Source organism: Clostridium sp. CM038 (assembly GCF_055081105.1).
On sequence record NZ_CM143651.1, the window covers coordinates 3562324 to 3587831 of the forward strand.

Consider the following 25508-nt stretch of genomic DNA (forward strand, 5'->3'; position numbering starts at 1 on the left):
TAACAACAAGCTTATGCATTTAGAGTTATGTCCTTTTTATTATGAATCATCTGCTTTTCAATTTATCTATTCAAAGAAGCCGCTGCTTCGTCCATGAATTCAAATCCCATATCCTTATTAGGCCAATAATGATAAACCGATCTAATCTCCTTAACTCTAAAACCATTTCTCACATAAAAATTAATAGCATTTATATTGTTACTTTGTGTACCAACTCTTATATCTTTAATATCCTTATGGTTATCATATATATATTTTTCTAAATATATCATCATCTCTTTACCTATAAATCCATTTTGCATGCCTTCTTTAACTGAAATTAATTCTATTATTGCGGTATTAGTTTTATGCTCTAATGAAAATAATATATATCCAGCTACTTTTAAATCTATATAACAATTTATAAAATATTTATTTTCATTTAAGAAAGATGATTGAACCCACTGCCCATAAACATTTTTAGCTTTGGCTTTATCTAAATATGGATCATTGAAAAATCTAGAATGCTTATAGGAATTTTTACTTATTTCTAGTATTTCGTTGTTAACCGGCAACTTATTTTGAATAGCTATATCGAATTTATTAGCATGTTTTATAGCTACATTTATTTCTTTAGTGAACTGGAAATTTATATCGGTTACAAATGCACCTGATAATTTGGATATATATAAATTGTTAATCGAATCATTATTTACATTATCTATGACATTAAACTCATTTTTTTTTAATACTTTGCTTATTATGTTCCACTCTTTGCTTCCTATTGTTTCATCTAAAGTTACTCTTCCACTATTAACCCCAAAGTAATTAGTATCCCATTCTAAAAATTTATAATGAAGTTTGTTCATTTTCATCTCTTCTTTTCTGACCTGTTCACGATTATATATCCCCCGCTTTAATAATATAACAACTATTGTTTTAATAAATATTTTTAAATCAAGTACAAATGATACATTATTTACATAATACAAATCATTCTGTATCCTTTCTTTCCACTCAATAGAATTTCTATGATAAACTTGGTTATATCCGGTAACACCTGGTAAAACATTTAATTTATTCTTTTCATCCTTTGTGTATAAACTAAAATGATCTTCCAAATCTGGCCTTGGTCCAATAAAGCTCATATCCCCCATTAAAATATTAATTATTTGCGGAATCTCATCTATGCTTAGCTTTCTTATGACCTTACCAATCTTCGTAAGTCTAGGATCATCAACTGAATTAAATGTTGAACCGTCATTATTCCTTATATCCGGCGCATTTATTTTCATAGATCTAAACTTTTTAATATTAAATATTTTACCATTCTTCCCTAACCTTTTCTGAGTATATATTATTGGTCCTACGTCTTCTAATTTAATAAATAAACCTATTACTATATAAAATATCAAAAATGCAGGTAATATTATTAATGCTAATAAGAAATCAATTATTCTCTTAAAAATCCTTTCATACATTCCTTTTCCCCTCACATACAATATTAAAGATCGTCTTATAATTGATGTCAAACTATGATAAACTAGCTGCTACCTCACCCGCCATAATTTCTTTTAAGCTCTCCACCACATACTCGACCTGTTCGTTCGTTAATCGCTGATATAATGGCAATGTAATCTCATTTTTATACATGTCAAAAGCATTCGGATAATCTATTATATCGAATCCCAACCTCTTATATGCTGTATGCATCGGCAATGGTTTATAGTGTACATTTGTTGCAATATCCTTTTGTGCCATTTTTTCTATTATTCTATTTCTATACGCTTCATCTTTACCAATGAGCCTTACCAAGTATAAATGACCACTTGATGAAAACCCTTCTCCATAATGCTTCATAGTTTCAACATTACATTCATTTAATGCTTTATCATACATTTCAATAATCTGTTTTCTTCTTTCCAAAATACCGTTGTATCTCCCAAGCTGTGCTAATCCCAAAGCTGCGATTATATCAGTCATATTGCACTTGTAAGCAGGATAAATAATGTCATATTCCCATGAGCCGACCTTTGTTTTTGCCAGTGCATCCTTCGACTGACCATGAAGAGAAAGGAGCATATACTGTCTATAAATTTCTTCATTATCAATCTCATGAATATCACGCCATGTAACTGCACCACCCTCGCCTGTGGTCAAATTTTTTACTGCATGAAATGAGAAGCATGTAAAATCTGCTACTTCTCCACTTCGTTTCCCTTTATATGAAGCACCAAATGCATGGGCTGAATCAGCTAATACTACCACTCTACCAAATGCCTTCTGAATGTCATTCGCTGGTCTATAAAGTTCTTTTTTTCTATTAACTATTTCAAATATCTTATCATAATCACACATCACTCCTCCAATATCTACTGGAATGATGACCTTTGTTTTTTCTGTTATTGCTTTCTCTAATTGCTCATAATCCATTTGAAAAGAGTTCTTTGCAGTATCCACAAGGATAATTTTAGATCCTACATGATCAATAACGCTTGCTGAGGCGGTATATGTATAAGCAGACGTAATGACCTCATCTCCTTTTCCTACCCCTAAAACTCTAAGTGTCATTTCCATGCTTGCTGTATCTGAATTTAGGCATACCACTTTTGAGGTGTTCATATACTCTGCCATTTTTTTTTCAAACAATTTTGTTTTTGGCCCTGTTGTTATCCACCCTGATTTCAATGTATCTATAACTTCATTGATTTCAATTTCTGAAATGTCTGGTGGCGAAAATGGTATTTTCATATTTATCCCCCTCTTATTTTAAATATTTATACTCTATTTTACTCACATATGCTTCAGATTGAAGCACCAATATATAAGTTGTTTTATGTTGTATATTTCATATTGTATGTAATTTTCTTTAATTGTGTTCCAAAAACTTACATTTGATCCGCAATGCATCACAAAAAAATAAATAGATAGAATTTGCTGCAGTTCGCAAATTCTATCTATTTTGTGGTATTTATTTTTTTGATTTCTTTCTACTGCTCTTTCCTTTGCTATTATCGCTATATTAATATTGAAAGTGTTAATAGCCACTCTTTTTTAGATCTAATTTATTAATTACTACTCCTAATATTTTTGCATTAACCTTCTCAAGGAGTCCTTTAGATTTAATAACTGAATCTCGTTCCGCTTCCCCTGAAGAAATAACTAACAGACAGCCATCCGTATACTGAGCTAGAATCTGTGCATCCGTAACTAATATTATTGGAGGAGTATCTAATATTATAAAGTCATATACTTCCTTTAATTCCTCAATAAAATTTTTCATTTTTGCAGATCCTAAAAGTTCCGCTGGGTTTGGAAGCTTTGTGCCTGAAGCTAAAATATAAAGGTTTGTTATTTCAGTTTTCTGAATACATTTATTTATGTCTACTTCATTTTCATCTACCAAAATATTAGACAAGCCCTCTGCGTTAGAACACCCGAAAACCATATGTACATTTGGCTTTCTTTGATCACAATCTATTAATAAAGTCTTACTTCCACCTTGGGCCATAACTATTGCTAGATTTGAAGCAGTAGTAGTTTTCCCCTCTCCTGGTCCTGAACTAGTTACCAGCAAGGTTTTAATCTTTTTATCAAAAGAAGAGAATTGGATATTAGTCCTAAGAGTTCTATACGCCTCTGCGATTGGTATATTAGGTTTTTTAAATGTTATTAAGCCTAATCCTTTCATATATTTCACTACCTTTACTAATTTTTTTTATGAGTAAACGCGTTAATCATCACCTGTGGTGCTGTAATATCATCACCTATGGTGCTGTTAATACCTTCCTATTTTATATATGCTGTCATTTTAGGTATTACTCCTAAAATCGGTAATCCTATATATATTTCCACATCACTTTCGGTCTTTATAGTGTTATCAGAGTATTCGAGTATGAACACAAGTCCCACGGAAATTATTAATCCTATTAAAAATCCGATCGCCATGTTTCTTACTTTATTAGGGCTAATAGGATTGGTTGGCATATTTGCCTTATCCATTACCTGTATCTCTCCACCTATAGGATAAACCTTTTTTGAGGATTCTATAAAAGAAGTTGAAATCGCATTTATAACTTTAAGGGCCTCTTGAGGGCTTTTACTCTTAGCACTAATTATTAGAATTTGAGTTCCAGTTTGGGGAGTAACAGTTATGCTATCTTTGATCTGGTTTAGAGTTAAATTACCCTTTAGTTCGTCCAAAGCTCCCTGTGCTACTAATTCAGATTGAGCAATTTTACTATAGGTTTCAACTAAATCTTGATACATCTTTACATCATTGTATTGTGTAGACCCGCTAGCAGTACTTTGTGGCTTTCCTATTATTACACTTGTTTTTGCCTCATAAGTTGGTTTAATAACATAAAAGCTCATTATACCTGCTATTATAATGGCCGCTACAGTTATAGAAACTATTAACCATAACCTTTCTTTTAGTATTATAAAAATTTCTTTAAGACTAATATCCATTTCTTGATCCATTCATCTTTCCTCCCAGCAAATAACTAAAAAATAAAAAAGTATACATTACTATTAATGAATTCACTTCGCTAAGGACTACTAATTTTATTTCTAATTACTCTGCTGAAAAACATAAACTCGCTGTCGCTCAAACATATGTTTTCCTTAACGCATCTTAATTAAGAATAAAATAAGAAGTTCTAAAGCTCGCTTCAATGCATCATATGTAATATATACTTTCTTTGTGCATAAAATATTTGCTCTAATCTACTTTACTTTTTTAAGAACAATACTGTCATTATTCTTTTTCACATAATATAAAGTATCCTTTTTAATGGATTTACTCCCACCTTCAAAAATTTCTCCATAGGTTTTGTTAAACCCATTATTAGTTTTAAATATATACACGTAGCTATACTCATTTTTCAGTTTTTCTGCCCATTCTTTTGCACTTATGTCTTTAGTCCAAATATCACCCTTATAATATGGTTTACCAAGACTCCAACTGCCTACGCCCAAATTAGTTTTTATAGGTGTTATATTATATCTGCTAACCCAATAATCAAAACCATTAGTTGCAACAGAAATAAAATACACTTTATCAGTTTTAGGGTTTAATACCCCTTTTATCTTTGTTATAGGCGCGTAAGGTCTACGTTCTTCTATTGTATTTTTTATATTGTAAGGGGCCAATATAGTATTACTTATAACTGGAGTTACATTTGTAATTAACAATAAAAACAATAACATGAAAATAGTACATGATCGCTTAAATTTAGAATCGTATTCTTTTTCTTTTAAACATATGATTACAACTAGAAAAATCAAGACACCTAAAAGATAGGTACTTGTATACCTTGAATAGGATGCTAAATTAGTAGCTTCATACTCTGAATATGTAAACACATATAAAATTAGTAACGAGGCAGTGTATATAATACCTCCCATGAATACTGTTATAACTCCTAATGAATACCGACCTTTTTCCTCTTCATTAGAAACAAAGGTTATTAGTATAGTAGAAATTGCTATAAGTATTACTACCCAACCCATTAATGATAATTTAAGTATATAGTTTGTTAAAAAAACCTCTGTAATTGCTTTGAAAAAATTATTTATTGTTACAAATTGGTAATGCAATGCATTTCCAGTAAATAAATCTTTAAGATTTTGTAGACCAACTTCGCTTGTATTCCACGCTACATTCGTTTTTGTGATTTTAAGATACATAGCCCATGATTTTTTTGATATTATGGCAGCAAATACAGGACATAAAATTAGAACTATTCTTTTTAAAGTATTAATCTTCGTGCCCTGATTAATGTATACCTTTAACTCCTCTCTTTTTGCAAACAAGAGATCTACAGCAATTACTAAAATAGCTATAATCGCAAGTCCAAATCCCGGAGCTTTTGTGAGGGTTAATATAAATAAGGTTAAACTTATATTAAGAATTTTAAAAGTACTTAGTTTATTCCCATAATGGGTTATGAGTACATTTGCAAACATAACTCCGAGGATTGCATCCACCATTATATTAGTATAAAAATCCTGGAAGAATGCTAAAGGGAGTATTAATATGAAAACAAATCGAATAACTATCTTGCTAAAGTTTTTGTGTTTTACATTAATAAATATAGGCATCATTAATGAAAAATATAATATGTTCATAGCCCTATATAAATTACCCTCTGTAAACTCTCCAGATAGTCTTACCCAGAAGTATTCAAATAATGCGGTTGCAGGAGGATACCCCCTAAATGTGGTAGTTGCCTCTGGATGATTACCAAGAGCATCAAAGATATACATGTTTTTAACTACAGTTCCCCAATGTGAAAATTCATCCCAAGATGTTAGCATTCTTCCTCTTTGTGCCCACCATGCAATTACGAAGAATATCGTGAATATTACAAATCCCGGTGTTAAAACATTTTCTATGAAATTTTGCCTATTTCTATAAATATTATAACAACAAAAAACGATACTAATTAATCCAATTGCAACTACGGTGTATACACCGATTTCTAGTAAGCCTAGCATTGCAAATAAATATAAAATAATAATTATTATAAAAATCCACATTGAGAGAGTTTCTTCAATTTTTTTATTAAATTTCAAGGAAATCATAGCAGCTCCAGAGCATAATAACGCAAAGATGAGTATTAGATACATATTACAACTCCTCTGAAATGTTCATTTTCTTAAAAACCCACTCTTTTTGAATTTTGTAACTTATAAGTGACAAGATACCATCTATTATAACTTTTATAACAACCTCAGAACGTTTGAAAACAAACCAAGTAGCCGATACACTTAGTCCTGACACTAACATAAGTGTTAAACATAACACATAATATCTAACTAAGACTAATTTATCATAAGTTTTATGTTTAAATACTGCATTTTTATTTACATTATAGTTAAATAAGGAAGATATAATTCTGGAAACAATAGTTGATAACAAAATGAAATATTCCGGTGTTAGATTATAAAATAGTTTTGTAAACATCGTAAATAAGCCAATGTCCAAAACAAAAGATAAAAATGATGATGACATAAATTTAAAGAAAACTCCATAAATTTTTATTGAATCTTTTATTGGATTAAAATGGGATGATTTATTTTCTTCTATGTAAATAGTATCAATACATACTTCATCAATAGCAATATTTTTGCTCTTGCATTCAAGTAGCATGTTGGTTTCATACTCAAACCTTTCTCCATTAACACTCATTAAATCCAACGCAAAATCCGATGAAATAGCTCTTAACCCTGTTTGGGTATCCCTTACTTTTATTCCAGCTATGAGTCCAAACATCCTTCTAGTCATTATATTTCCAAACCTGCTTCTGAAAGGAATATTTGATTTTGAAAAGTTTCTAGACCCTAATATTAATTTTTCTGGATTATCTATTAGCCTCTGTGAAACTTTTATAATATCTTCAATACCATGCTGGCCATCAGCGTCCGCCGTAACAATTCCAACGCAATCTTTGCAATTGTTAAGAAAATAATTAAAACCTGTTTTAAGTGCTCTACCTTTGCCCATATTTTTTGCATGAACCAATATGTTACATTGTTTTTTAAGCCCCAATTCATTGAAAATTGGTTTATACTCCTCACTACTTCCATCATCCACTATGCTAATATTTGTAAAACCTGCCTTTGTAAGATTGTCTACTAAAGTTATTAGTTTAGTATCCGGATTAAAAGCCGGTATCAAAATCGAGATATTTTTTGATATATCTATTTTTTTACCATTCATTGTCGCACTCTCCTCATTAATACTTATATTTAAATTATATCCAAGTAATTTTTAAACAAACAAAAACTACCGAAATGTATTGTTATACATTTCGGTTGTTTTATTATAATTTTTATACTCTATCTTTTTTTCTACTCTTTATCATTAAGAATATGTCTTTAATATCAGCATTAAATAAAATGTATTCTGTAATCATCATACTGATAATAAACATAAACGCTTTGATTAATGATGGAATAGGAATTATCCTAACAATTTGATAACAACACAAATATACTATAAAATGTATTATCTCATTTTTGTGTATTTCAAGTCCCTTAAAGTCAAATGAAGAATATACATACCATACAACTAAAGTAACAAGTGTAGCATATGCAATCATTACGGGATTCTTTAATACGTATGTCGCAAATGCATTTAATATAAATGCTAATGCTACCATTTTAGAGGCTACAATTAAATACTCCTTGCCCCTTTTTCCTACTTTATAAAGATTTGCATATAAAACATTTGTTAAAGAAATGAACGGTATCCCTATTATTAATATTCCTAGCACTTCTAAGGATGGTATATATTCTTTTAGGAAGCTCTTTACTATAAACTCCAGCACAAAATAACCAGCAGGTGCAAAACTACATATTAATATAATGTATTTTTTAACATTTGAGACGACTTTTGCGTCATCCTTACTTCTTGCTAGATAAGGATAAAACAAGACTGTGATTGAATTTATTAAAACTATAAATAAGCTTAGCATCGATACCGCAAAAGAATAAAATGCGAAATCATTGTCTGTGAATTTTATTTTAACAAACCATCTATCCAAAGTAACAAATAGAAGACTTATAGCGTTTGCTATCATTATAGTAAAACCCATACTTGTTATGGATTTTATTTCTGAGCGCTTTATCTTTTCTGATTTTTTTGCTGAGAAAATAATTAACGCTCCACTAACAATTGCTAAAACCATATTTCCAACAACTTGAATCTGCATATATAAAATTGGCGATTTTATAATTAATATAACTGCAAGAATAGATGATAAATTTACTATATTTTGCGCTATTCTTATTACTACATATTTGTTGAATTCACCTGTTGCTCTATATAATAGAGAAACAAATAACACAATCTGAAACGGTAATATATAAAATACAAAGTACCTAAACGCTATATCTTTCATAAAAAATATTGAAACTATAAATAAAATAGCTACTGCAGCTATTACAATCTTTAGCATAACATAGAAATAGCCTTTTATTTTTTCTTTTTTTATGTCTGTTATATCTTTACCACCCAATATTAAATACATTCCATCTGAGAATCCAAAATGGAGCATTCCTGCATATGTTATATATAACGTAAATGTTTTTAGATAACCATAGGATTGCATATCAAGAACCTTTGGTATCAGTAATCCATTCAATATGCCAATCAATATCCCAAAGCATTCTACAAATATTACTCTTACTGATTTTTTTATATTCATTTAATTTCCTCTAATTTCATTTAATTTATATTGCTTTAAAATTTAAAATTCATAATGTATTTTCCAAGTGCCCTATTTTCTGATTCTACTTCGAATACTCTATAATAATCTTTAATTCCATAGATAGGTGCTACCTCTAAAATTAATTTTGAAATATCCGATCTAAAGTCAGGTTTTTTAAGTAGCTCTGCTGCAAATTTAAAATCTTCTACATTGCTTCTTGTAATTCCATAAAATGCTAATCCTTTTTCTAATACCTTTCGGGTATTAATTTTTACGGGATTTTCTGATACACCTGTTAATACCATTTTAGATCCTGGAAGTATTGAGTTAATAATCTCATCAATTCCACTCTCAGACGCAGCGCCACCTATACATTCAAATGCAACATTAATTTTGCTTTTCTTAATATCTGAATCATTTGATAGGTAAGTTTGAACACCAACAAATTTTTCTAATTTTTCTTTGTTATGGCCTATCACTATAATGGGACCATTGTGTATCTGCTTTAATACGCTGCATATTATATACCCAAGGATGCCATCACCCCAGATCCCTATAACATCATCCGGTTTTAATACTATTCTACGAATTGCTGTATTTGCCACAGAAATTAGTTCTGAGAACACAGCAATATTCGAATCAATATTATCCTCTATCTTTACAAGATTGTATGCGGGATATGCAATATAATCCTTAGAAAATCCATTGTAACTACTTGAGGCAAATAATGCTTTAGGGCAGTAGTTTTCTCCTAATCTTTTATCACTAGATAAAGCAATATCAAATTCATCTTGTTTATCTTTTGGAATCATTATATTTGGGACTAGTGCAACTTTATCTCCCTTATTAAAGGAGTTTGTAGGATCTTTCACTACAGTACCTATAGCTTCATGAATCAAATTTATTGGATATTTTAAGTTAAGTGTTCGCTCGTCACGACTGCCAAGGTAATACCTTAAATCAGCTTTACATATAGCTGCTGTTTCAATCTTTACTACTACATGTCCTGTACACACTTCTAAATCCTCTATATAAATTTCAAATCTCTTAGACTGAACTATTTTAAATCCTCGCGTTAACATTATATTCTCTCCAGTTTACTCATTTTAATTATGGACTTTAATAAAAGTAAATCTTCCATTGTAGTAATCTTAAAATTGAGTTTATCTCCGTTTACTAGATGAACTTTTTCGCCATAATTTAATACTACCCTACAGTCATCAGTAGAATCTTGAAGTTTCGATTTTGCCGCACTTTTATGAGCATCCATTATAGTTGAATATTTAAAACTTTGAGGAGTTTGACCTAAATATAACTCTTTTCTAACTGGAATAGACGATATAGTATTCTCGTCTTTGCTTTGAATTATAGTATCAGTGGCAGGGATAACAGTATCTACGGCGCCGTATTCTTTAGCCCCTTCAATATTATCACCTATTATTCTATGAGAAATTAGTGGCCTTGCAGCATCATGAATAACTACAATATCATCCGATGTTACATCTTCTTCAATTGCCTTAAGCCCCGCTAAAACGGATTCCTGTCTTGTTTCTCCACCATCCACTATCCATTTCACTTTATTAAGTTCGAACTTTCTAGTCCATATCTTTATATCCTCATGCCATTCTTTAAGGCAAACAACAGCTATTGCATCTATTTGTTCATGTATATCAAATGCTTCAATTGTATGTACAACTATTGGTTTACCATATATATCAATAAACTGCTTAGGTTGATCAACTATACCCATTCTAGTACCTTTTCCACCGGCAAGTATAATAGCAATATTCATTAATATCTACCTCCTATTTTTTATCTACAAGATCTAATATTAAACTCCACACTCTTTTGCAGCTATTTCCATCCAAGTAATGATAGAAGTTCTTTTGAGCTGCTTCTCTAATAGCTATATATTCATCCTTTTTGCTCGTATCTTTTATGTAACTCATTAAATTATCAATGCATTTTAATTTAGGACCAGGAGTATCTATATAGCTAGTGAAATCTATAGCAAGTCCTCGTTTTTCTTCATACTGCTCTATATCGTATGGCATAAAACAAATTGGTCTATCTAGTACTAAGTAATCCACATAAATTGAACTATAATCAGTAAGTAGCATGTCAGACACTGCCAGGATACTTTGAGTGGACATTTCTTCATCAAAATCCATTGTTAAAATGTTACTCATATTATCAAAAACTTTATCATCTATTAGCCTCTCTAAATAGTGAGGACGATAAATCATTTTAAAGTTTTGCTGTCCCATAAACTCATCAAACTTTATCCAGTCCTCTTCAGTAAATGGGAAAGCTTTTTCTATTTCGTAACCTCTCCAAGTTGGACAAAACAATAAAATTTTCATTCCGAAAGTATTATGTTTTGAGTCGAACTTTTCCCTACATCCAGAGATGTATTCTTTGTCAAACAACATATCATTTCTTGGTAATCCAAGTGGCATATAATTTGGAAGAGGACACTTATCAAGTTCTGTAGATCTTAAAAAATACGTGCTATCTCTTTCAGATAGTGTTACAACATTTTTTATTTTAGTTCTAATACCCTTATAGATATCCATTGTTTTTTTAATATCAAGCTCACTATTTCCTGGAGTATTTTTAGTGCCATACCCATGACTCATAAAAACACCATTTTTAGTTTTTGAAAAAACGCTAGTTGTATAATCAGAAACAACAGCAGAATAATTTTTAAGCATCTGACTTGCTCTTATAATATAGTGTAAGATTTTAATATTTTTATACTTATAAAAACTGCTATATTCCACTACAATGTCAGATCTATTTTTTTTTATGTTTTTTTCATAATAATTGAGTAAAGCTTTTATATTATCTTCAGTCTGAGATGTTAATAATATTCTCTTTTTCAAAGTTTTTCTCCCACCTTAATTATCACCTACGAAGCTATTTATCTTCTGCGAAGCTATTCCCCATAGGTTCTGTATTTAAATGTTACCAGTTTTGCTTTCTTTGTAGTGGTGATCTGCCGCTGATGCAATTCCAAGGCAAAACCACATAATATATGTCGCTTGGAAATTTAAAAGTATAAATGATTGTATCAAACTTATAAATGCTGCTGACACAATAGGAAGTACGCAACAAATCCTGAATTGCAATGGAATATTTTTCAATTTAATTACTACATAATAACAAGCAGAAAATAAACCTGCAAGGTATAATATTAACCCTACTAGTCCCCATCCCATCCAAGTTTCAAGTATGAAATTATGGGCAGGTCGTGGTGCTTTGTTTGCATTGGCTATTTGCTCCTGCATAGGTGTTAATTCTTTTTTCGGTTCTATCTTTTTCGTAGATGTTTTCTCTTTTATAGGCGTTTGCTCCGCAGTTGGTGTTTCTACTTGAGTTTTAGTGGGTATTTCCTTATATGCTACTGCAAATGTACCAGCTCCCAAAACAGGATTCTTCTTTATTGAAGTCCATGCTTTTGCCCAGAATATGCCACGTATTTTATCACTAGCTTCAGTAGTTGCTACACTATCCTCTTCTGCATCTTCAGGTTTTGGTTGTGCAAGGCCTGGAATTCTAGTAACAATAACAGAAAATGATCTATATACATTACTTTTGGATTTCATAAAATTTAGTGATGTAGCAATTATTGTAACAACAATACATGCCATAGTAAATAATATAACTTTTTTAAGTGAACACCATTTAAATCCAAATACTAATAAAAAGGATACTGTAAGTACGCCCCCCATCATTACCCATCCTGAGCGACCCCCGGAAAGGAATGCAAAAACCATACTTATCCCCATATTTGTATATGCAATTGGTGCAATCCATGATGGTAATCTTTTTTCCTTGCTTTCTTTTATTGCCCATACTGTAAAAGAAATAAACATGATACATATATACATATATATATTGATATTATCTAAAAACTTCAATTTTCGAATATCTGAAAATCTAAAACAATCGATTAATTCTCTTATATTTAATGCAGAATAAAGAACTATTATTCCACTTAAAAGCTGGTTTACTTTTGGTTTGTATTCATCAATTAGAAAAAATATAGATGAACCAAGTATTAATGATCTTATTGGCCATATTGTATCCTTGAATGGTAAATGTAGTATAGTTCGCGCACCAAATAGTATAACGAAATATATACCAAATCCAAACAATATCCTAAATACTTTTTTTGATAATACAGGGAAAATATAATTACGCTTATATACCCCACGATAAATAAACAAGTAAAGAAAAAATCCTATTGCAATTATTTCTGATAAGGCAATGCTCACAGGTCCCATGGGAAATAATACTATAGTTCCTACTATTAATAGGCAGACAAGTGCTATAACCCAAAACCGTTTGTTAAATGATAAAAAAAAGCTCATACTTTCTTCTCCTTTATTACTTTAAGATAATATTTTCTATTCTACCTACAAATGCTTTTCTATTATACTCAGCTAAACATTCATGATAATTTTTTTTAGAATATTTAATATAGTTTTCATTACATTTCTTTATAGCTTCACATATTGAATCTGGATCTTTTTTATTGCATTCCGCTCCATTTTCTCCATCCTTAAATATATCTATTATCCCACCTTGAGTTGTGGTTATAATAGCGAGCCCATTCCCCATTGCTTCTAAAATGGAAATTGGTTGACCTTCATTTGGATAATATGTAGGAAGACAGAATACATGATTATCTTTAAGTAGAGCTGCTTTTTTATCACCTTTAACAACCCCATGATATGTAACGTGCCCCCCAAGTTCTTTACTCATTTCATTAACAGTATTAACTATTTCTGCTTCTATGTTACCTGCTAAATTTAAATGAAATTTGAAATTTTCTTTTTTAAGTTTTATGCAAGCCTTCAGTAAATCTAAAATACCTTTGCTCTGCATTAGGTTACTTAAATATAATATTTTTAATTCTTCTATTTTACAATTATTATTCAGTTGATTTTTTTGTAATTTCTGCGCAAATTCTTTCTCTGTCAGCATATATTCGTCCTGAACGCCATTCTCACAAACAAAAACTTTATTTTTTTCAAGTATTCCATCGAACATTGATCTTAGTGAATCACCTAGAACTATAACACCATCTGTTTTATTAAAATAAGATGTTAATGCTTTTTGCTTTTTTACATCTACTGAGTCATACATAACGCGGACAAATCCACCATGAAATTCAATATAACATTTGGTTTTTTTAAAATTAGCCACGTTTATAAATGGAGTATACTTCAAAAATCCCAAATAACTTTGTGCAGGCGTAATATACACTACATCAAATTTTTGAAATAATATCTTGTAGCATCCAATAGCTATTGGCCTAACACTATTTAATATTTTTTTAATACTAAATTTACCTTGTGCCTTTAAACTTGTAAAAGTTCTTTCTGCATTACTATCTATAAATTCAACTTCATGGCCATTTTCTAATAAGCCAGCTAAAAGCATTTGATTAGACACAGACATACCTGTTATAGGGTCTGGAAATGGTCCTATCATTAAAATTTTCTTCTTTTTTTCTGGACTCATTATTACTTCCTCCATATAAACTTGTTTATGGCGCTTGTATACCCTTGAATAATATTAACAACCTTTATACCAACATTTATATCTGTATAATCATGAGCTTTCACAGTTTTTTCTCCTAATAATTTTTGCATAGTTATCATTTCTATAGCTTGAGTTATGCTATCAGAAGTTATTCCACCAAGTATTACTGAACCTTTGTCAATTGCTTCTGGTCTTTCAGTACTTGTTCTTATTGAAACCCCTGGAAACTCCATAATGTTCGTTTCTTCCGCAAGTGATCCACTATCAGATAAAACGCAGAATGAATCTTTTTGAAGTTTATTGTAATCATAAAAACCGAATGGCTTTAATTGTTTTATATTTTTATGAAATACTATTCCTTTTTCTTCAATTCTTTTCCAGCTTCTTGGGTGTGTTGAATATATAACTGGCATATCATAAGTTTCTGCTATTGCATTTAACGCATCTGTTATACTCTTAAAGTTTTCTTCATTATCTATGTTTTCTTCTCGATGAGCACTTACCAAAATATATTTACCTTTTTCAAGGCCTAATGTTTCGAGCACGGGACTTTCATCAATTTTGTCCATATATCTATGGAAAACTTCTGGAAGTGGTGATCCAGTAACAAAAGTATATTCCTTTCTCATTCCTTCTGATAACAAATATCTTCTCGCATGCTCTGTATATGCCATATTAACATCACTTGTAACGTCAACTATTTTTCTATTTATTTCTTCAGGTACATTTTGATCAAAACATCTGTTTCCTGCTTCCATATGGAATACAGGGATTTTTAATCTTTTAGCAGCAATAACACTAAGGCAACTGTTTGTATCCCCAAGTATTACTAATGCATCTGGTTTTTCTTTAACTAATATTTTATAACTCTCAGCTATTATGTTACCCATAGTTTCTCCAAGATCACTTCCTACAACTCCTAAAAAGTAATTTGGTTCTCTAAGCTCTAGCTCTTTAAAGAAAACATCATTAAGTGTATAATCCCAATTTTGACCTGTATGTACAAGAATATGATCAAAATATCTGTCACAAGCTTTTATAACTTCTGATAGTCTTATTATTTCAGGTCTTGTTCCTAGTATTGTCATTACTTTAAGTTTTTTCATAAGTTCTATACCTCCAAGTGAAATGTGTCTGGTTTTTTTGGATCAAAGCATTCATTAACCCACATTATTGTCACTAAATCGTTCTCACCAATATTTACAATAGAGTGAGTGTATCCTGTAGGAATATCTACTACTTCTAGTTTATCTGCATTAACTTTATATTCAATTATTTTATCTGTTCCTATCTTTCTAAATCTAATAACTCCTTCACCACTAACCACCATAAACTTTTCGTTTTTAGTATGGTGCCAATGATCACCTTTTGTTATTCCAGGTTTGGATACATTTACCGAAACTTGTCCATTTTCAGCTGTTCTAATAAATTCCGTAAAAGATCCTCTGTTATCTTTATTCATTTTTAAGTCATAAGAAAATTTATCTTCTGGTAAAAAGCTTAAGTAAGTACTATAAAGCTTTTTAGTAAGTTCATCACCCATATTTGGCACACTTAAGTCAGATCTGCTTTCCTTAAAGCTTCTTATCTTTTGCGCAAGGTCCCCTAGTTTAATATTATGCACAATAGGTACATAACAATATTCGTCTTTTTTGCTTTCCATGTTTTCTAATGCTCTAATAAATTCATCTAATACATCATCTATATAACATAAATCTAAATCAGCATCTGAATTTGATATCTGTATTTCTATGCCTCTTGCAATATTATGACAGAAGGTAGCTACTACAGTATTATAATTAGGTCTACTCCATTTACCAAATAAATTTGGCAATCTATAAACCAGTACCTTTGCCCCAGTTTCTTTATTGTAAGCAAATAATAAATCTTCGCCTGCCTTTTTGCTAATGCCATAAGGATTTTCTTTTTCTGCTTGCACAGAAGATGTTATAAGCACCGGTGCTTTATTATTATTTTTTTTAAGAAGGTCAAGAAGCACTGATGTAAATCCAAAATTACCTTCCATAAATTCACTTTCATCTTTTGGGCGATTAACTCCAGCTAGATGAAAAACAAATTCACATTCTTTAGTGTATTTTTCAAGAAGTGATTCTTCAGTTCCTAAATCATATTCAAATATATCTGTATAACCTTTATTTTTAAGTTCTGCTATAATGTTTTTTCCTACAAATCCTTTTGCGCCAGTAACAAGTATTTTCATATTTACCTCACATTTCGTCTGTTTTATTTAAACAATTCCACAATACTAAGTATTAATACCTAATATTGTGGACTTCACTAATTTAAGAATTGGTTTTTAATTCTTCTTGTATATAATCAAGTTTAAGTAACTTTTCTTTTATCTGCTCTACATTAAGAATTCCAGTGTTTTGAGAGTTATATTCTTGCTCTGTGGATAGTTTTATATCGCCTTCAACAAAATATTTATCGTAGTTAAGATCTCTTTTATCTGCTGGAACTCTGAAAAATCCCCCCATGTCCTGAGCAACTACAAACTCTTCTTTTGTAAGAAGTGTTTCGTATAGCTTTTCTCCATGACGAGTACCTATAATTTTAACTTCATTTTTCGAATTGAATAATTCACCCACTGCTTGTGCTAAATCTCGTATTGTTGATGAATCAGATTTTTGAACCATTATGTCGCCTGCCTTGGCATTTTCAAATGCAAATATTACAAGTTCCACAGCCTCATCGAGGCTCATAAGGAACCTAGTCATATTAGGATCTGTTACAGTTAAACATTCTCCATTCTTTATCTGTTCAATAAATAGTGGAATTACTGATCCTCTTGATGCCATAACATTTCCATATCTAGTACCACAAATAAGTGTCCTATCCGGAGATACTGTTCTAGCTTTAGCCACAAATACTTTTTCCATCATAGCTTTTGAAATACCCATAGCATTTATTGGATATGCTGCTTTGTCAGTGGAAAGACATATTACTTTTTTGACTCCATACTCAATTGCTGCTGTAAGCACATTATCTGTTCCTATTACATTAGTTTTTACCGCTTCTAGAGGAAAAAACTCACAAGATGGAACTTGTTTTAAAGCAGCTGCGTGGAATATATAATCTACTCCATGCATAGCATTTTTTACAGAGGCTATGTCCCGTACATCACCTATGTAGAATTTAATTTTATCATTTTTATATAATTTTCTCATATCATCTTGTTTCTTTTCGTCCCTTGAGAATATACGAATTTCTGCTATATCTGTATCAAGAAATCTTTTCATTACAGCGTTCCCAAAAGAACCTGTTCCTCCTGTAATTAATAATGTTTTACCTTTAAACATGGTATATCTCCTCCAATTTCAAATTATTATTTACTTGTTAAGCTAGTTATTATTTACTAGTTCAACAAGTTATTTTTTAATTGTTATTTAAATATTATTGTTTAATTGTTCCACTACTAAATTTTTTACAAAATATTTATCTATCCTATTTAACAATTCTTGCTTGTTAAAATTATTATCATAGTAATTTCTTGCATTTGCCCCGAGCTTTGTTAAAAGTTCTGGTGATTCATTAGCGAGCTCTATTATCATATCTGAGAGTATCTGCGCATCTCCAGCTGGGCCACAAACACCTGAATTTGATTCTTTGATTATTTTATCAGTCTCACCGTCGGCTGATGCAATAATTGGTATACCACAAGCCATGTATGACTGTAGTTTAGCCGGAATAGTCATTGAAAACAGCGGGCTACCTGTTAAGCACAAGAAAGCGACGTCACTTGCTGCCATAAACTTTGGAATCCGGGTTCCAGGTTGTTTTGGAATAAAATTAAACATGTCTTCCAACTCACCCTTATGTACAAGTTGCATTAATTCTTCTTTATATCGACCATCTCCGATAATGTTAAATCGGATTTTTTTATTTATATTTTTCTCTTTTATAAATGTTGCAGCTTTGGGCAATATATCTAACCCTTGTGCATTACCAATATTACCGGCAAAAGTTATATTAAATGCGTCATCATTTGGAATTTCTTCAATGCACGCTTTCTCAAGAGGCACATAAAAATCTTCTGCATATTGTGGCCAGTACTCTATCTTATCTAGTGCAACGCCACGATTGTGTATTGATTTAACAAAACTATTTGATGTGGTGAAAATATGAGTACAGCCGGAATATATATGGTCAACCATCTTACCTATAGCGCCAATTATCCTTTTGTTAGTTATACCTGTAATTATTTCAACATTTTCAGGCCAAAGATCTTGAACATACAAGTAACATGGTATCTTTCTTTTTTTAGCATACCATACACCAGGTAAAGCTTGTGTCATGGGTGATACCTCAAATATAAATACATAATCAGCTTTTATTTTTGTGAACATCTTCCAAAAGAATCCGGATACAACAAAGGACAAATAGTTTAAAGCAAGCATTACTGAGCTCTTTCCTCTGGGTATTAGTGGTATCCTAATTATCTCAATACCATTATACATTTCTTTTCGCTTCTTAAACAGTCCATACCCCTCATAATATTCACCTTTGGGATAATTAGGTATTCCAGTTATAACTGTTACTTTATATCCCCTTTTAACCCATTCTATACAAATATCATTTATACGAAATTGTTCAGGGTAAAAATATTGCGCTATAACTAAAATGTGTTTTTTCATCTCATTATCCCCCTTCTTTAGTATTTCTATTTTTCCACAACTTATTTTTTTGTATCAACCGTTTCTGTTGTAGCAACCGATTCTGTTGTGGTAACCGTTTCTGTTACAATGATCGATGATTTCAAATCTCTAATTCTATAATCCTCTTTATAATCAGACATGCTCTTCTCATAAACCAAACTGCCAAATACCTTACTAAATGTTTGGACTTTTAAACCCATAAGACGTAATAAGGGGTTGAATATTTTAGTTAACCTAATTCCCGTGCCATGAGATTCTGCAATAAGCTTCACCATCTCTGAAGTCTTAACGTACTCACTATTTTGTGGAAAGAATAGTCCGCTCTCTTCATTTACAATCATCAATCTAATAAACTCACACAAATTATCTATATGAAGCATACTTCGCTTATTGTCAATGTCAGGGAAAACAGGCAGCTTCTGAGCAAGTTTTGCTAATTTCGGGTAATTCCCTTTAGACCCTTTCCCATAAATCATAGGTGGTCTAAGAATAACAATTTTAAAATCATCACTCTCTAAAGGTTTTATTCCTTTTTCTGCTTGAATTTTACTGTCTCCATAAAAATTACTGGAAATTAGAGCAGTGTTTTTATCTATGATTCTTTCCCCGTTAACATTGCTACTATCACCATAAACAATAATGCTACTCATAAAAATAAACTGCTTAACGCCAGCTTTCTTTGCTTTCTTAGCAGTCTCTACGGTAAGATCACGATTGACTTTATAATATAACTCTTCCATTTTAGGGTCTGATGAGACGTGCGCTATACCTGCAACGTGAAAGATTACATCATACTGCGTAAAATCTTTTTCTTTCCATGAATCGTCCTTCATATCCAATGTGTCTGTAGAATATTCATCAGAATATTTCTCTAGGTATTTCTCAATGGATGTACCAATATAGCTATTAGATCCTGTTATAAGTATTTTTTTCATCTCAACATCATCTCCTTCTTAGCAGAAAGCTTCATATGTCTCAGCTTACCAGTATCGCTAATAGTCTTAAGCTCTACTTTTTTTTTGCCCATCATCGCGGACACCCTCTGCTTTTAAAACTTTGGATACCGTTTTAAATAATATTTTCACATTAAGTGATAATGATTTATTGTTTAAATAATATACGTCATGTGCTGTTTTTTCAGAATCATCATTCTCATCTCGTCCATTAATTTGAGCCCATCCAGTAACTCCTGGAAGTAGTTTATGAACTCCTGCCTTTGTTCTCATTTCCTTAAGCTCAAGCTGATTATATAAAGCAGGTCTTGGTCCCACAAAAGTCATATCCCCAATAAGTGTATTAATTAATTGTGGAAGCTCATCAATACTAGTTTTTCTTAGGATTTTACCAATGCACGTTATATAACTTTTTGAATTATCAAGTTTATCAGTTGCTACATTAGGAGTTCCAATTTTCATTGTCCTAAATTTATACAATTTGAATAATTCATTATTTTTGCCTATTCTCATCTGGGTAAAAAATATTGGCCCTTTTGAATTAAGCTTTATGATTATTCCTATAATTAAAAATAGCGGCGATAACAACACTATTATAAGTATACTAATTATAACATCCAGAAATCTCTCCATATTATGCCCCCTGTTTTTTTAAAATTACTCTACTTTTTTATTACTCTTCTACACTGGTGTCTTCAATTTCCGCAGTACTTCTATTATATGTCGGAACTATTTCTTCTATTTTTGAGAGTAATAATGTTACATCATCTTTCTCGATAATAGCATTAAGCTCTCCCAATCTATCTTTCATAACATCCAAATCACTAAACGTTGGTTTACCAATAAAAATCTTTTCATGTTTAGTATTAATAAGTCCCTCTTCACTCATTAATAGTTCTTCATAAAGCTTTTCTCCCGGCCTAAGCCCCGTGATTTCTATCTTAATGTCTTTGTTTGGCTCAAATCCTGAAAGCCTTATTAAATCCCACGCTAAATCATATATCTTAACAGGTTGCCCCATATCAAGCACAAAAATTTCTCCGCCTTTTGCGTATGCTCCCGATTGAAGTACCAATTGTGCTGCTTCGGGTATTGTCATAAAGAACCTAGTTATATATTTATTAGTAAGTGTAACTGGACCACCATGAGCTATTTGGTTTTTAAATAGGGGTATAACGGACCCGTTACTTCCTAATACATTTCCAAATCTAACTGCCACAAAGTGTGTTTTACTTATTTTGTCCATAGATTGTATAATCATTTCACACATTCTCTTAGTAGCACCCATGACATTGGTTGGGTTTACCGCTTTATCTGTGGATATCATCACGAATTTTTCTACATTAAATTTATTCGCGCACTCTGCCATATTAAATGTTCCAAACACATTGTTTTTTATAGCTTCCATAGGGCTTTCTTCCATTAGTGGAACATGCTTATGTGCCGCTGCATGGAAAACTATATTGGGTAAATACTTTTCAAATACATTCTCAAGTCTTTGTTTATCCCTAACAGATCCTATTAATACTATTAAATCTAATTTCGGATATTTATACTGAAGTTCCATTTGAAGATCATAAGCATTATTTTCATATATATCAAAAATAATTAATTTCTTAGGTTCAAATTTTATAATTTGACGACATAATTCAGAACCAATAGATCCACCGCCGCCTGTTACTAGTATGGTTTTATCGCGAATAAAACTTGCGATGCCTTCCATATCAAGATCTACTGCTTTACGACCCAGTAAGTCCTCAATCTCTACTTTTCTAATTTGACTTAAGGAAACTTTCCCGTCTATTATGTCATACATTCCTGGAATAATTTCTATCTTGCAACTTGTTTTTTTGCATATTTCGAGTATTTGTTTTTTATCTTCATCTTTTATAGTAGGAATAGCTATAAGTATGGTTTCTATATCCTTATCTTTTGCTATATTAGGTATGCCTTCTCTACTTCCAAGAACCTTCACTCCCATAATAGTGTTTCCTTTTTTGTAATCTTCATCATCAATTACAGCTACCGGTACATATTTACTTTGGTTACTGCTCTTCATTTCTTTTATAACCATAGCTGCAGCTGCTCCAGCACCAACTATCATTACTCTCTTTCGAGCACCTTTACTAACATTACAATTTACAATGTTTCCGAATCTATCAAAGATTCTAAAGGACATCCTAAGTCCAACTATAAAAATAATGCTAAAAGCGCAAGATACTATGCTTACCCCATAGGCATAATTATGTCCAATAATTCTAATGAAAATTGTAGTAGCAATGTTCCCAGTAAGACACGCACCTATAACCATCATAAATTCATCTATACTTGCATAAGTCCAAAGGCTTTCATAAAGCTTAAAGACAAAAAAGCAAGCTATGTAGATAACTGTCACAATTAACGCTATTTCTTTAAAGTCACTTGAATAGAACTTGAAATTTTTATAATTATATCTGAAAAAGATAGCTAATATATATGCTAAGTTTATTAGCACTGCATCACTTAGTATTAATATTGGTTTTTTCCATTTTCCTAGAGTTTTCATATAATGCACCTCTTTATTTTATATATAATAAAATATGATTGTTTTTTCTAATGTTATCAAAAAATGTATTAATTACAATTTAATACACTTTTTTTCAGTTTCACTGCAGTATTAAGTATACCATAATACCTTTAAATAAGTGTTAATATTTTATGAAACTTGAAATTTCACAATTCAAAGCTATTTTTTAGATCTTATATGCTATCCATTATATCATTATATCATTAAATACTAGCCAATTTCACATAATAACTCTAGTTAAATTATCTCCTATGGAGCTACTTATCTCCCATGGAGCTATTCATTATCTCCCATGGAGCTAATTATCTCCTATGGACCTGAAATGTCGTTAATACTTTTTACACCTAGGTTTTTGTTTGCCTTCTCGCTCAAAGGCTAACAACGCATTAACCTCTCCCCCTAATAGTATTATTATGGAAATTATATAAAGCCAAAGCATAAGCACTATTACTGCTCCTATTCCACCATACAGACCAGAATAGTTGTTAAAATTATTAACATAATACGCAAAACCTAATGAAGATATTAACCACCCTAAAGTACTAACAATAGCTCCAGGTATTACCTCTATCCATGTTAATCTTCTACAAGGAGTATAATGATATAATGCTGCAAATGTAACTGACATCCCACCTAAAGATACTAGGTATCTTATAATATCCCAATCTAATATAAACTTACTAGATAAATTTAAACGCGTCGCAATAACCCCACCTATCATTTGTCCAAAAACTACTAGGGCTACTCCCACAATAATAGCTACTACAAGCCCTAGCATAAATAATATAGATATAGCTAAGGTTTTCCAAAAAGGTCTTGTCTCTTCCTCATCATAGGCTTTATTTAATCCCTTTATAATAGCTCTAAAACCACTAGATCCTGACCACATTATACCTATTATACTTATGGATAGTAAATTCACATTTCTTGAATCCAGCACCTCTATAACTGTAGTGTAAATTAAATCAAAAGCACTCTTGGGCATTATTTGATGTAGATATATCAGCACATCTTTACTTTCTAGATTACTATAACTTAACATGCTAATTAGTAGCAATAAAAAAGGAAAAAAAGACAACAATAAATCATAAGCCAGTTGAGCTGCCAATGCAGTAATATCATCATCTATAACTCTACATACAAGTTGTTTTAAATTATTTAACATAAAGTAACCACCTTTTCGTTACAATTTATATACTGTTTTCAGTTCAACTGCAAAACACGCAGGAGAAATTCAATGCTTCCGCATTTTATTCTTACTCTGATATAATATGTATTATATGAAGATATTATTAATAAGGAGTCGATACTATGAAATTAGCACTAGCTCAATTGGATATTGTTTGGGAAGATAAAACTAAGAATAAAGAAACCGCAATACAATTTATAAAGCATGCAACTACTGAAAATGTGGATATTATTTTTTTCCCTGAAATGACTTTAACAGGCTTTTCTGTGAACACTTCTTTAATAGGAGAAGATAATAATGAAACCGTAGAATTTTTCAAGGAAATGAGTTCTAAATTTAATATTTTCATAGGCTTTGGATATGTAGAAGGAAGAACAAACAGTAAAAACAAATACTCTGTAGTGGCGCCTCCGGTAGTACATGGAGGCGTGCCACGAGTAATGCATCGAGACGTGCCCCAAGACAAGACTCTTGTGACTTACACTAAAATTCATCCTTTTTCCTTTGGATGCGAAACTGAATTTTACCAAAGTGGAAATAAAATCAACTACTTCAATGCTTTTAACTTTACTATCGTCCCTTTCATCTGCTACGATTTACGTTTTCCAGAAATATTTCAGATAGCATCTAAGACTGCTACCTTAATAACCATTGCAGCTAACTGGCCTGTAGATCGACGTGATCACTGGATTACCTTACTCAAAGCAAGGGCCATAGAAAATCAGTGTTATATAGCAGGTATAAACCGAATAGGTGAAGGAAATGGATTAACCTACAGTGGTGACTCCATGATTGTAGATCCACTAGGCAACGTAATAAGCAACTTATATATGGATGAAGGTTTAGTTATAGCGGATATCTCTGAGGAGAACGTAACTCAGATTAGAGAAAAATTTAGACTTAAATCAGATAGAAAAGAAAGTTTGTATTGTGAATTGTTTTCAAGCAATTAAAAATCTTATCCACAATTCAGACAAAGTTATCCCCTAAAGGGGGATAACTTTGTTTATTAGCACGCTAAATAAACTATATTTTGATAATAAATACAGTCTCGTGAAAATTTATTCAATTTTATACACTAGTTATCCACAAATTTGAACTTTACTTGTCAAACTCTTATAACATAATGTTTTATTTGATTTATCATTTAATTTCTTTTTAAATTCAAAGTTTCTTTATAAGTTATTGCCTACTTTTTATATTATATAAGTAGCACGTCACCTATTATAACCTCAAAATAGTAAAATTTCAAGACAAAATTATGAAACTTATAGAACCATGTAAATTTTTGTAAAAATGTGAATATCAGACCGTAACGTAAGTAGTGCTCTTTAATGTTTTCTATCATTATAATAGAGACTTAATATCCATAAC

Annotated in this window: 21 protein-coding genes; 1 reads left to right on the plus strand and 20 read right to left on the minus strand. The window is 31.1% G+C overall.

Going from position 1 to position 25508, the window contains the following annotated elements:
* Positions 1-62: 62 nt before the first annotated feature.
* The 20 genes from ACWJKS_RS16325 to ACWJKS_RS16420 all read right to left on the minus strand — a co-directional run bounded on the left by ACWJKS_RS16325 (position 63) and on the right by ACWJKS_RS16420 (position 24110).
* On the minus strand, positions 63-1460 hold the full coding sequence (locus ACWJKS_RS16325) for a GNAT family N-acetyltransferase (protein ID WP_462960019.1): 1398 nt from the start codon (positions 1458-1460) through the stop codon (positions 63-65).
* Between the two features lie 52 nt (positions 1461-1512).
* Positions 1513-2730 (minus strand): DegT/DnrJ/EryC1/StrS family aminotransferase, encoded by a 1218-nt coding sequence (locus ACWJKS_RS16330; protein ID WP_216303890.1) that lies wholly within the window; start codon positions 2728-2730, stop codon positions 1513-1515.
* A 286-nt stretch (positions 2731-3016) separates the two neighbouring features.
* Positions 3017-3670, minus strand: coding sequence for a CpsD/CapB family tyrosine-protein kinase (locus ACWJKS_RS16335; protein WP_462960020.1), 654 nt, complete (start codon positions 3668-3670; stop codon positions 3017-3019).
* Positions 3671-3768: 98 nt separating this feature from the next.
* Complete coding sequence (locus tag ACWJKS_RS16340) at positions 3769-4461, minus strand: YveK family protein (protein WP_462952710.1); 693 nt, start codon at positions 4459-4461, stop codon at positions 3769-3771.
* Positions 4462-4707: 246 nt separating this feature from the next.
* A complete protein-coding gene (locus tag ACWJKS_RS16345; RefSeq protein WP_462960021.1) occupies positions 4708-6567 on the minus strand; it encodes a hypothetical protein in 1860 nt (619 codons plus the stop codon).
* Between the two features lie 46 nt (positions 6568-6613).
* Positions 6614-7705 carry a glycosyltransferase gene (locus tag ACWJKS_RS16350; RefSeq protein WP_220319819.1) on the minus strand — a complete coding sequence of 364 codons (1092 nt, stop codon included), beginning with the start codon at positions 7703-7705 and terminating at the stop codon, positions 6614-6616.
* A 112-nt stretch (positions 7706-7817) separates the two neighbouring features.
* Entirely contained in the window at positions 7818-9194 is a 1377-nt protein-coding gene (locus ACWJKS_RS16355) for an oligosaccharide flippase family protein (protein WP_216303895.1), read from the minus strand.
* A gap of 35 nt (positions 9195-9229) precedes the next feature.
* On the minus strand, positions 9230-10279 hold the full coding sequence (locus tag ACWJKS_RS16360) for an alcohol dehydrogenase catalytic domain-containing protein (protein ID WP_462960022.1): 1050 nt from the start codon (positions 10277-10279) through the stop codon (positions 9230-9232).
* On the minus strand, positions 10279-10989 hold the full coding sequence (gene ispD, locus ACWJKS_RS16365; RefSeq protein ID WP_216303897.1) for a 2-C-methyl-D-erythritol 4-phosphate cytidylyltransferase: 711 nt from the start codon (positions 10987-10989) through the stop codon (positions 10279-10281). The genes ACWJKS_RS16360 and ispD overlap by 1 nt, the downstream gene beginning before the upstream one ends.
* 13 nt (positions 10990-11002) lie before the next feature.
* Positions 11003-12082 (minus strand): CDP-glycerol glycerophosphotransferase family protein, encoded by a 1080-nt coding sequence (locus ACWJKS_RS16370; RefSeq protein WP_462960023.1) that lies wholly within the window; start codon positions 12080-12082, stop codon positions 11003-11005.
* 75 nt (positions 12083-12157) lie between these two features.
* A complete protein-coding gene (locus ACWJKS_RS16375) occupies positions 12158-13573 on the minus strand; it encodes an O-antigen ligase family protein (RefSeq protein WP_220319817.1) in 1416 nt (471 codons plus the stop codon).
* A gap of 16 nt (positions 13574-13589) precedes the next feature.
* Positions 13590-14729, minus strand: coding sequence for a glycosyltransferase family 4 protein (locus ACWJKS_RS16380; protein ID WP_462960024.1), 1140 nt, complete (start codon positions 14727-14729; stop codon positions 13590-13592).
* A gap of 2 nt (positions 14730-14731) precedes the next feature.
* On the minus strand, positions 14732-15856 hold the full coding sequence (wecB, locus tag ACWJKS_RS16385) for a non-hydrolyzing UDP-N-acetylglucosamine 2-epimerase (protein WP_462960025.1): 1125 nt from the start codon (positions 15854-15856) through the stop codon (positions 14732-14734).
* Positions 15857-15861: 5 nt separating this feature from the next.
* Positions 15862-16971, minus strand: a complete 1110-nt coding sequence (locus ACWJKS_RS16390; protein ID WP_220286353.1) for a capsular polysaccharide biosynthesis protein CapF — start codon at positions 16969-16971, stop codon at positions 15862-15864.
* Positions 16972-17053: 82 nt separating this feature from the next.
* Entirely contained in the window at positions 17054-18070 is a 1017-nt protein-coding gene (locus ACWJKS_RS16395) for a polysaccharide biosynthesis protein (protein WP_462960026.1), read from the minus strand.
* An 87-nt stretch (positions 18071-18157) separates the two neighbouring features.
* Positions 18158-19405, minus strand: a complete 1248-nt coding sequence (locus tag ACWJKS_RS16400) for a glycosyltransferase family 4 protein (RefSeq protein WP_462960027.1) — start codon at positions 19403-19405, stop codon at positions 18158-18160.
* A gap of 41 nt (positions 19406-19446) precedes the next feature.
* On the minus strand, positions 19447-20361 hold the full coding sequence (locus ACWJKS_RS16405; protein WP_462960028.1) for an NAD-dependent epimerase/dehydratase family protein: 915 nt from the start codon (positions 20359-20361) through the stop codon (positions 19447-19449).
* A gap of 66 nt (positions 20362-20427) precedes the next feature.
* Positions 20428-21012 carry a sugar transferase gene (locus ACWJKS_RS16410; RefSeq protein ID WP_165413783.1) on the minus strand — a complete coding sequence of 195 codons (585 nt, stop codon included), beginning with the start codon at positions 21010-21012 and terminating at the stop codon, positions 20428-20430.
* 40 nt (positions 21013-21052) lie between these two features.
* Complete coding sequence (locus ACWJKS_RS16415; RefSeq protein WP_462960029.1) at positions 21053-22924, minus strand: polysaccharide biosynthesis protein; 1872 nt, start codon at positions 22922-22924, stop codon at positions 21053-21055.
* A 349-nt stretch (positions 22925-23273) separates the two neighbouring features.
* Positions 23274-24110, minus strand: a complete 837-nt coding sequence (locus tag ACWJKS_RS16420; RefSeq protein WP_165413785.1) for a YihY/virulence factor BrkB family protein — start codon at positions 24108-24110, stop codon at positions 23274-23276.
* A 146-nt stretch (positions 24111-24256) separates the two neighbouring features.
* On the opposite strand from ACWJKS_RS16420, the gene ACWJKS_RS16425 reads away from it, so the two are divergent.
* Positions 24257-25087 carry a nitrilase-related carbon-nitrogen hydrolase gene (locus tag ACWJKS_RS16425; protein ID WP_220286350.1) on the plus strand — a complete coding sequence of 277 codons (831 nt, stop codon included), beginning with the start codon at positions 24257-24259 and terminating at the stop codon, positions 25085-25087.
* Positions 25088-25508: the final 421 nt, after the last annotated feature.

What these genes read in the sequence shown, in the direction of transcription:
- ACWJKS_RS16325 (WP_462960019.1), bottom strand. Translation starts at nt 1,460, where the DNA reads ATGTATGAAAGGATTTTTAAGAGAATAATTGATTTCTTATTAGCATTA.
- ACWJKS_RS16330 (WP_216303890.1), bottom strand. Translation starts at nt 2,730, where the DNA reads ATGAAAATACCATTTTCGCCACCAGACATTTCAGAAATTGAAATCAAT.
- ACWJKS_RS16335 (WP_462960020.1), bottom strand. Translation starts at nt 3,670, where the DNA reads ATGAAAGGATTAGGCTTAATAACATTTAAAAAACCTAATATACCAATC.
- ACWJKS_RS16340 (WP_462952710.1), bottom strand. Translation starts at nt 4,461, where the DNA reads ATGGATCAAGAAATGGATATTAGTCTTAAAGAAATTTTTATAATACTA.
- ACWJKS_RS16345 (WP_462960021.1), bottom strand. Translation starts at nt 6,567, where the DNA reads ATGATTTCCTTGAAATTTAATAAAAAAATTGAAGAAACTCTCTCAATG.
- ACWJKS_RS16350 (WP_220319819.1), bottom strand. Translation starts at nt 7,705, where the DNA reads ATGAATGGTAAAAAAATAGATATATCAAAAAATATCTCGATTTTGATA.
- ACWJKS_RS16355 (WP_216303895.1), bottom strand. Translation starts at nt 9,194, where the DNA reads ATGAATATAAAAAAATCAGTAAGAGTAATATTTGTAGAATGCTTTGGG.
- ACWJKS_RS16360 (WP_462960022.1), bottom strand. Translation starts at nt 10,279, where the DNA reads ATGTTAACGCGAGGATTTAAAATAGTTCAGTCTAAGAGATTTGAAATT.
- ispD (WP_216303897.1), bottom strand. Translation starts at nt 10,989, where the DNA reads ATGAATATTGCTATTATACTTGCCGGTGGAAAAGGTACTAGAATGGGT.
- ACWJKS_RS16375 (WP_220319817.1), bottom strand. Translation starts at nt 13,573, where the DNA reads ATGAGCTTTTTTTTATCATTTAACAAACGGTTTTGGGTTATAGCACTT.
- ACWJKS_RS16380 (WP_462960024.1), bottom strand. Translation starts at nt 14,729, where the DNA reads ATGAGTCCAGAAAAAAAGAAGAAAATTTTAATGATAGGACCATTTCCA.
- wecB (WP_462960025.1), bottom strand. Translation starts at nt 15,856, where the DNA reads ATGAAAAAACTTAAAGTAATGACAATACTAGGAACAAGACCTGAAATA.
- ACWJKS_RS16390 (WP_220286353.1), bottom strand. Translation starts at nt 16,971, where the DNA reads ATGAAAATACTTGTTACTGGCGCAAAAGGATTTGTAGGAAAAAACATT.
- ACWJKS_RS16395 (WP_462960026.1), bottom strand. Translation starts at nt 18,070, where the DNA reads ATGTTTAAAGGTAAAACATTATTAATTACAGGAGGAACAGGTTCTTTT.
- ACWJKS_RS16400 (WP_462960027.1), bottom strand. Translation starts at nt 19,405, where the DNA reads ATGAAAAAACACATTTTAGTTATAGCGCAATATTTTTACCCTGAACAA.
- ACWJKS_RS16405 (WP_462960028.1), bottom strand. Translation starts at nt 20,361, where the DNA reads ATGAAAAAAATACTTATAACAGGATCTAATAGCTATATTGGTACATCC.
- ACWJKS_RS16410 (WP_165413783.1), bottom strand. Translation starts at nt 21,012, where the DNA reads ATGGAGAGATTTCTGGATGTTATAATTAGTATACTTATAATAGTGTTG.
- ACWJKS_RS16415 (WP_462960029.1), bottom strand. Translation starts at nt 22,924, where the DNA reads ATGAAAACTCTAGGAAAATGGAAAAAACCAATATTAATACTAAGTGAT.
- ACWJKS_RS16420 (WP_165413785.1), bottom strand. Translation starts at nt 24,110, where the DNA reads ATGTTAAATAATTTAAAACAACTTGTATGTAGAGTTATAGATGATGAT.
- ACWJKS_RS16425 (WP_220286350.1), top strand. Translation starts at nt 24,257, where the DNA reads ATGAAATTAGCACTAGCTCAATTGGATATTGTTTGGGAAGATAAAACT.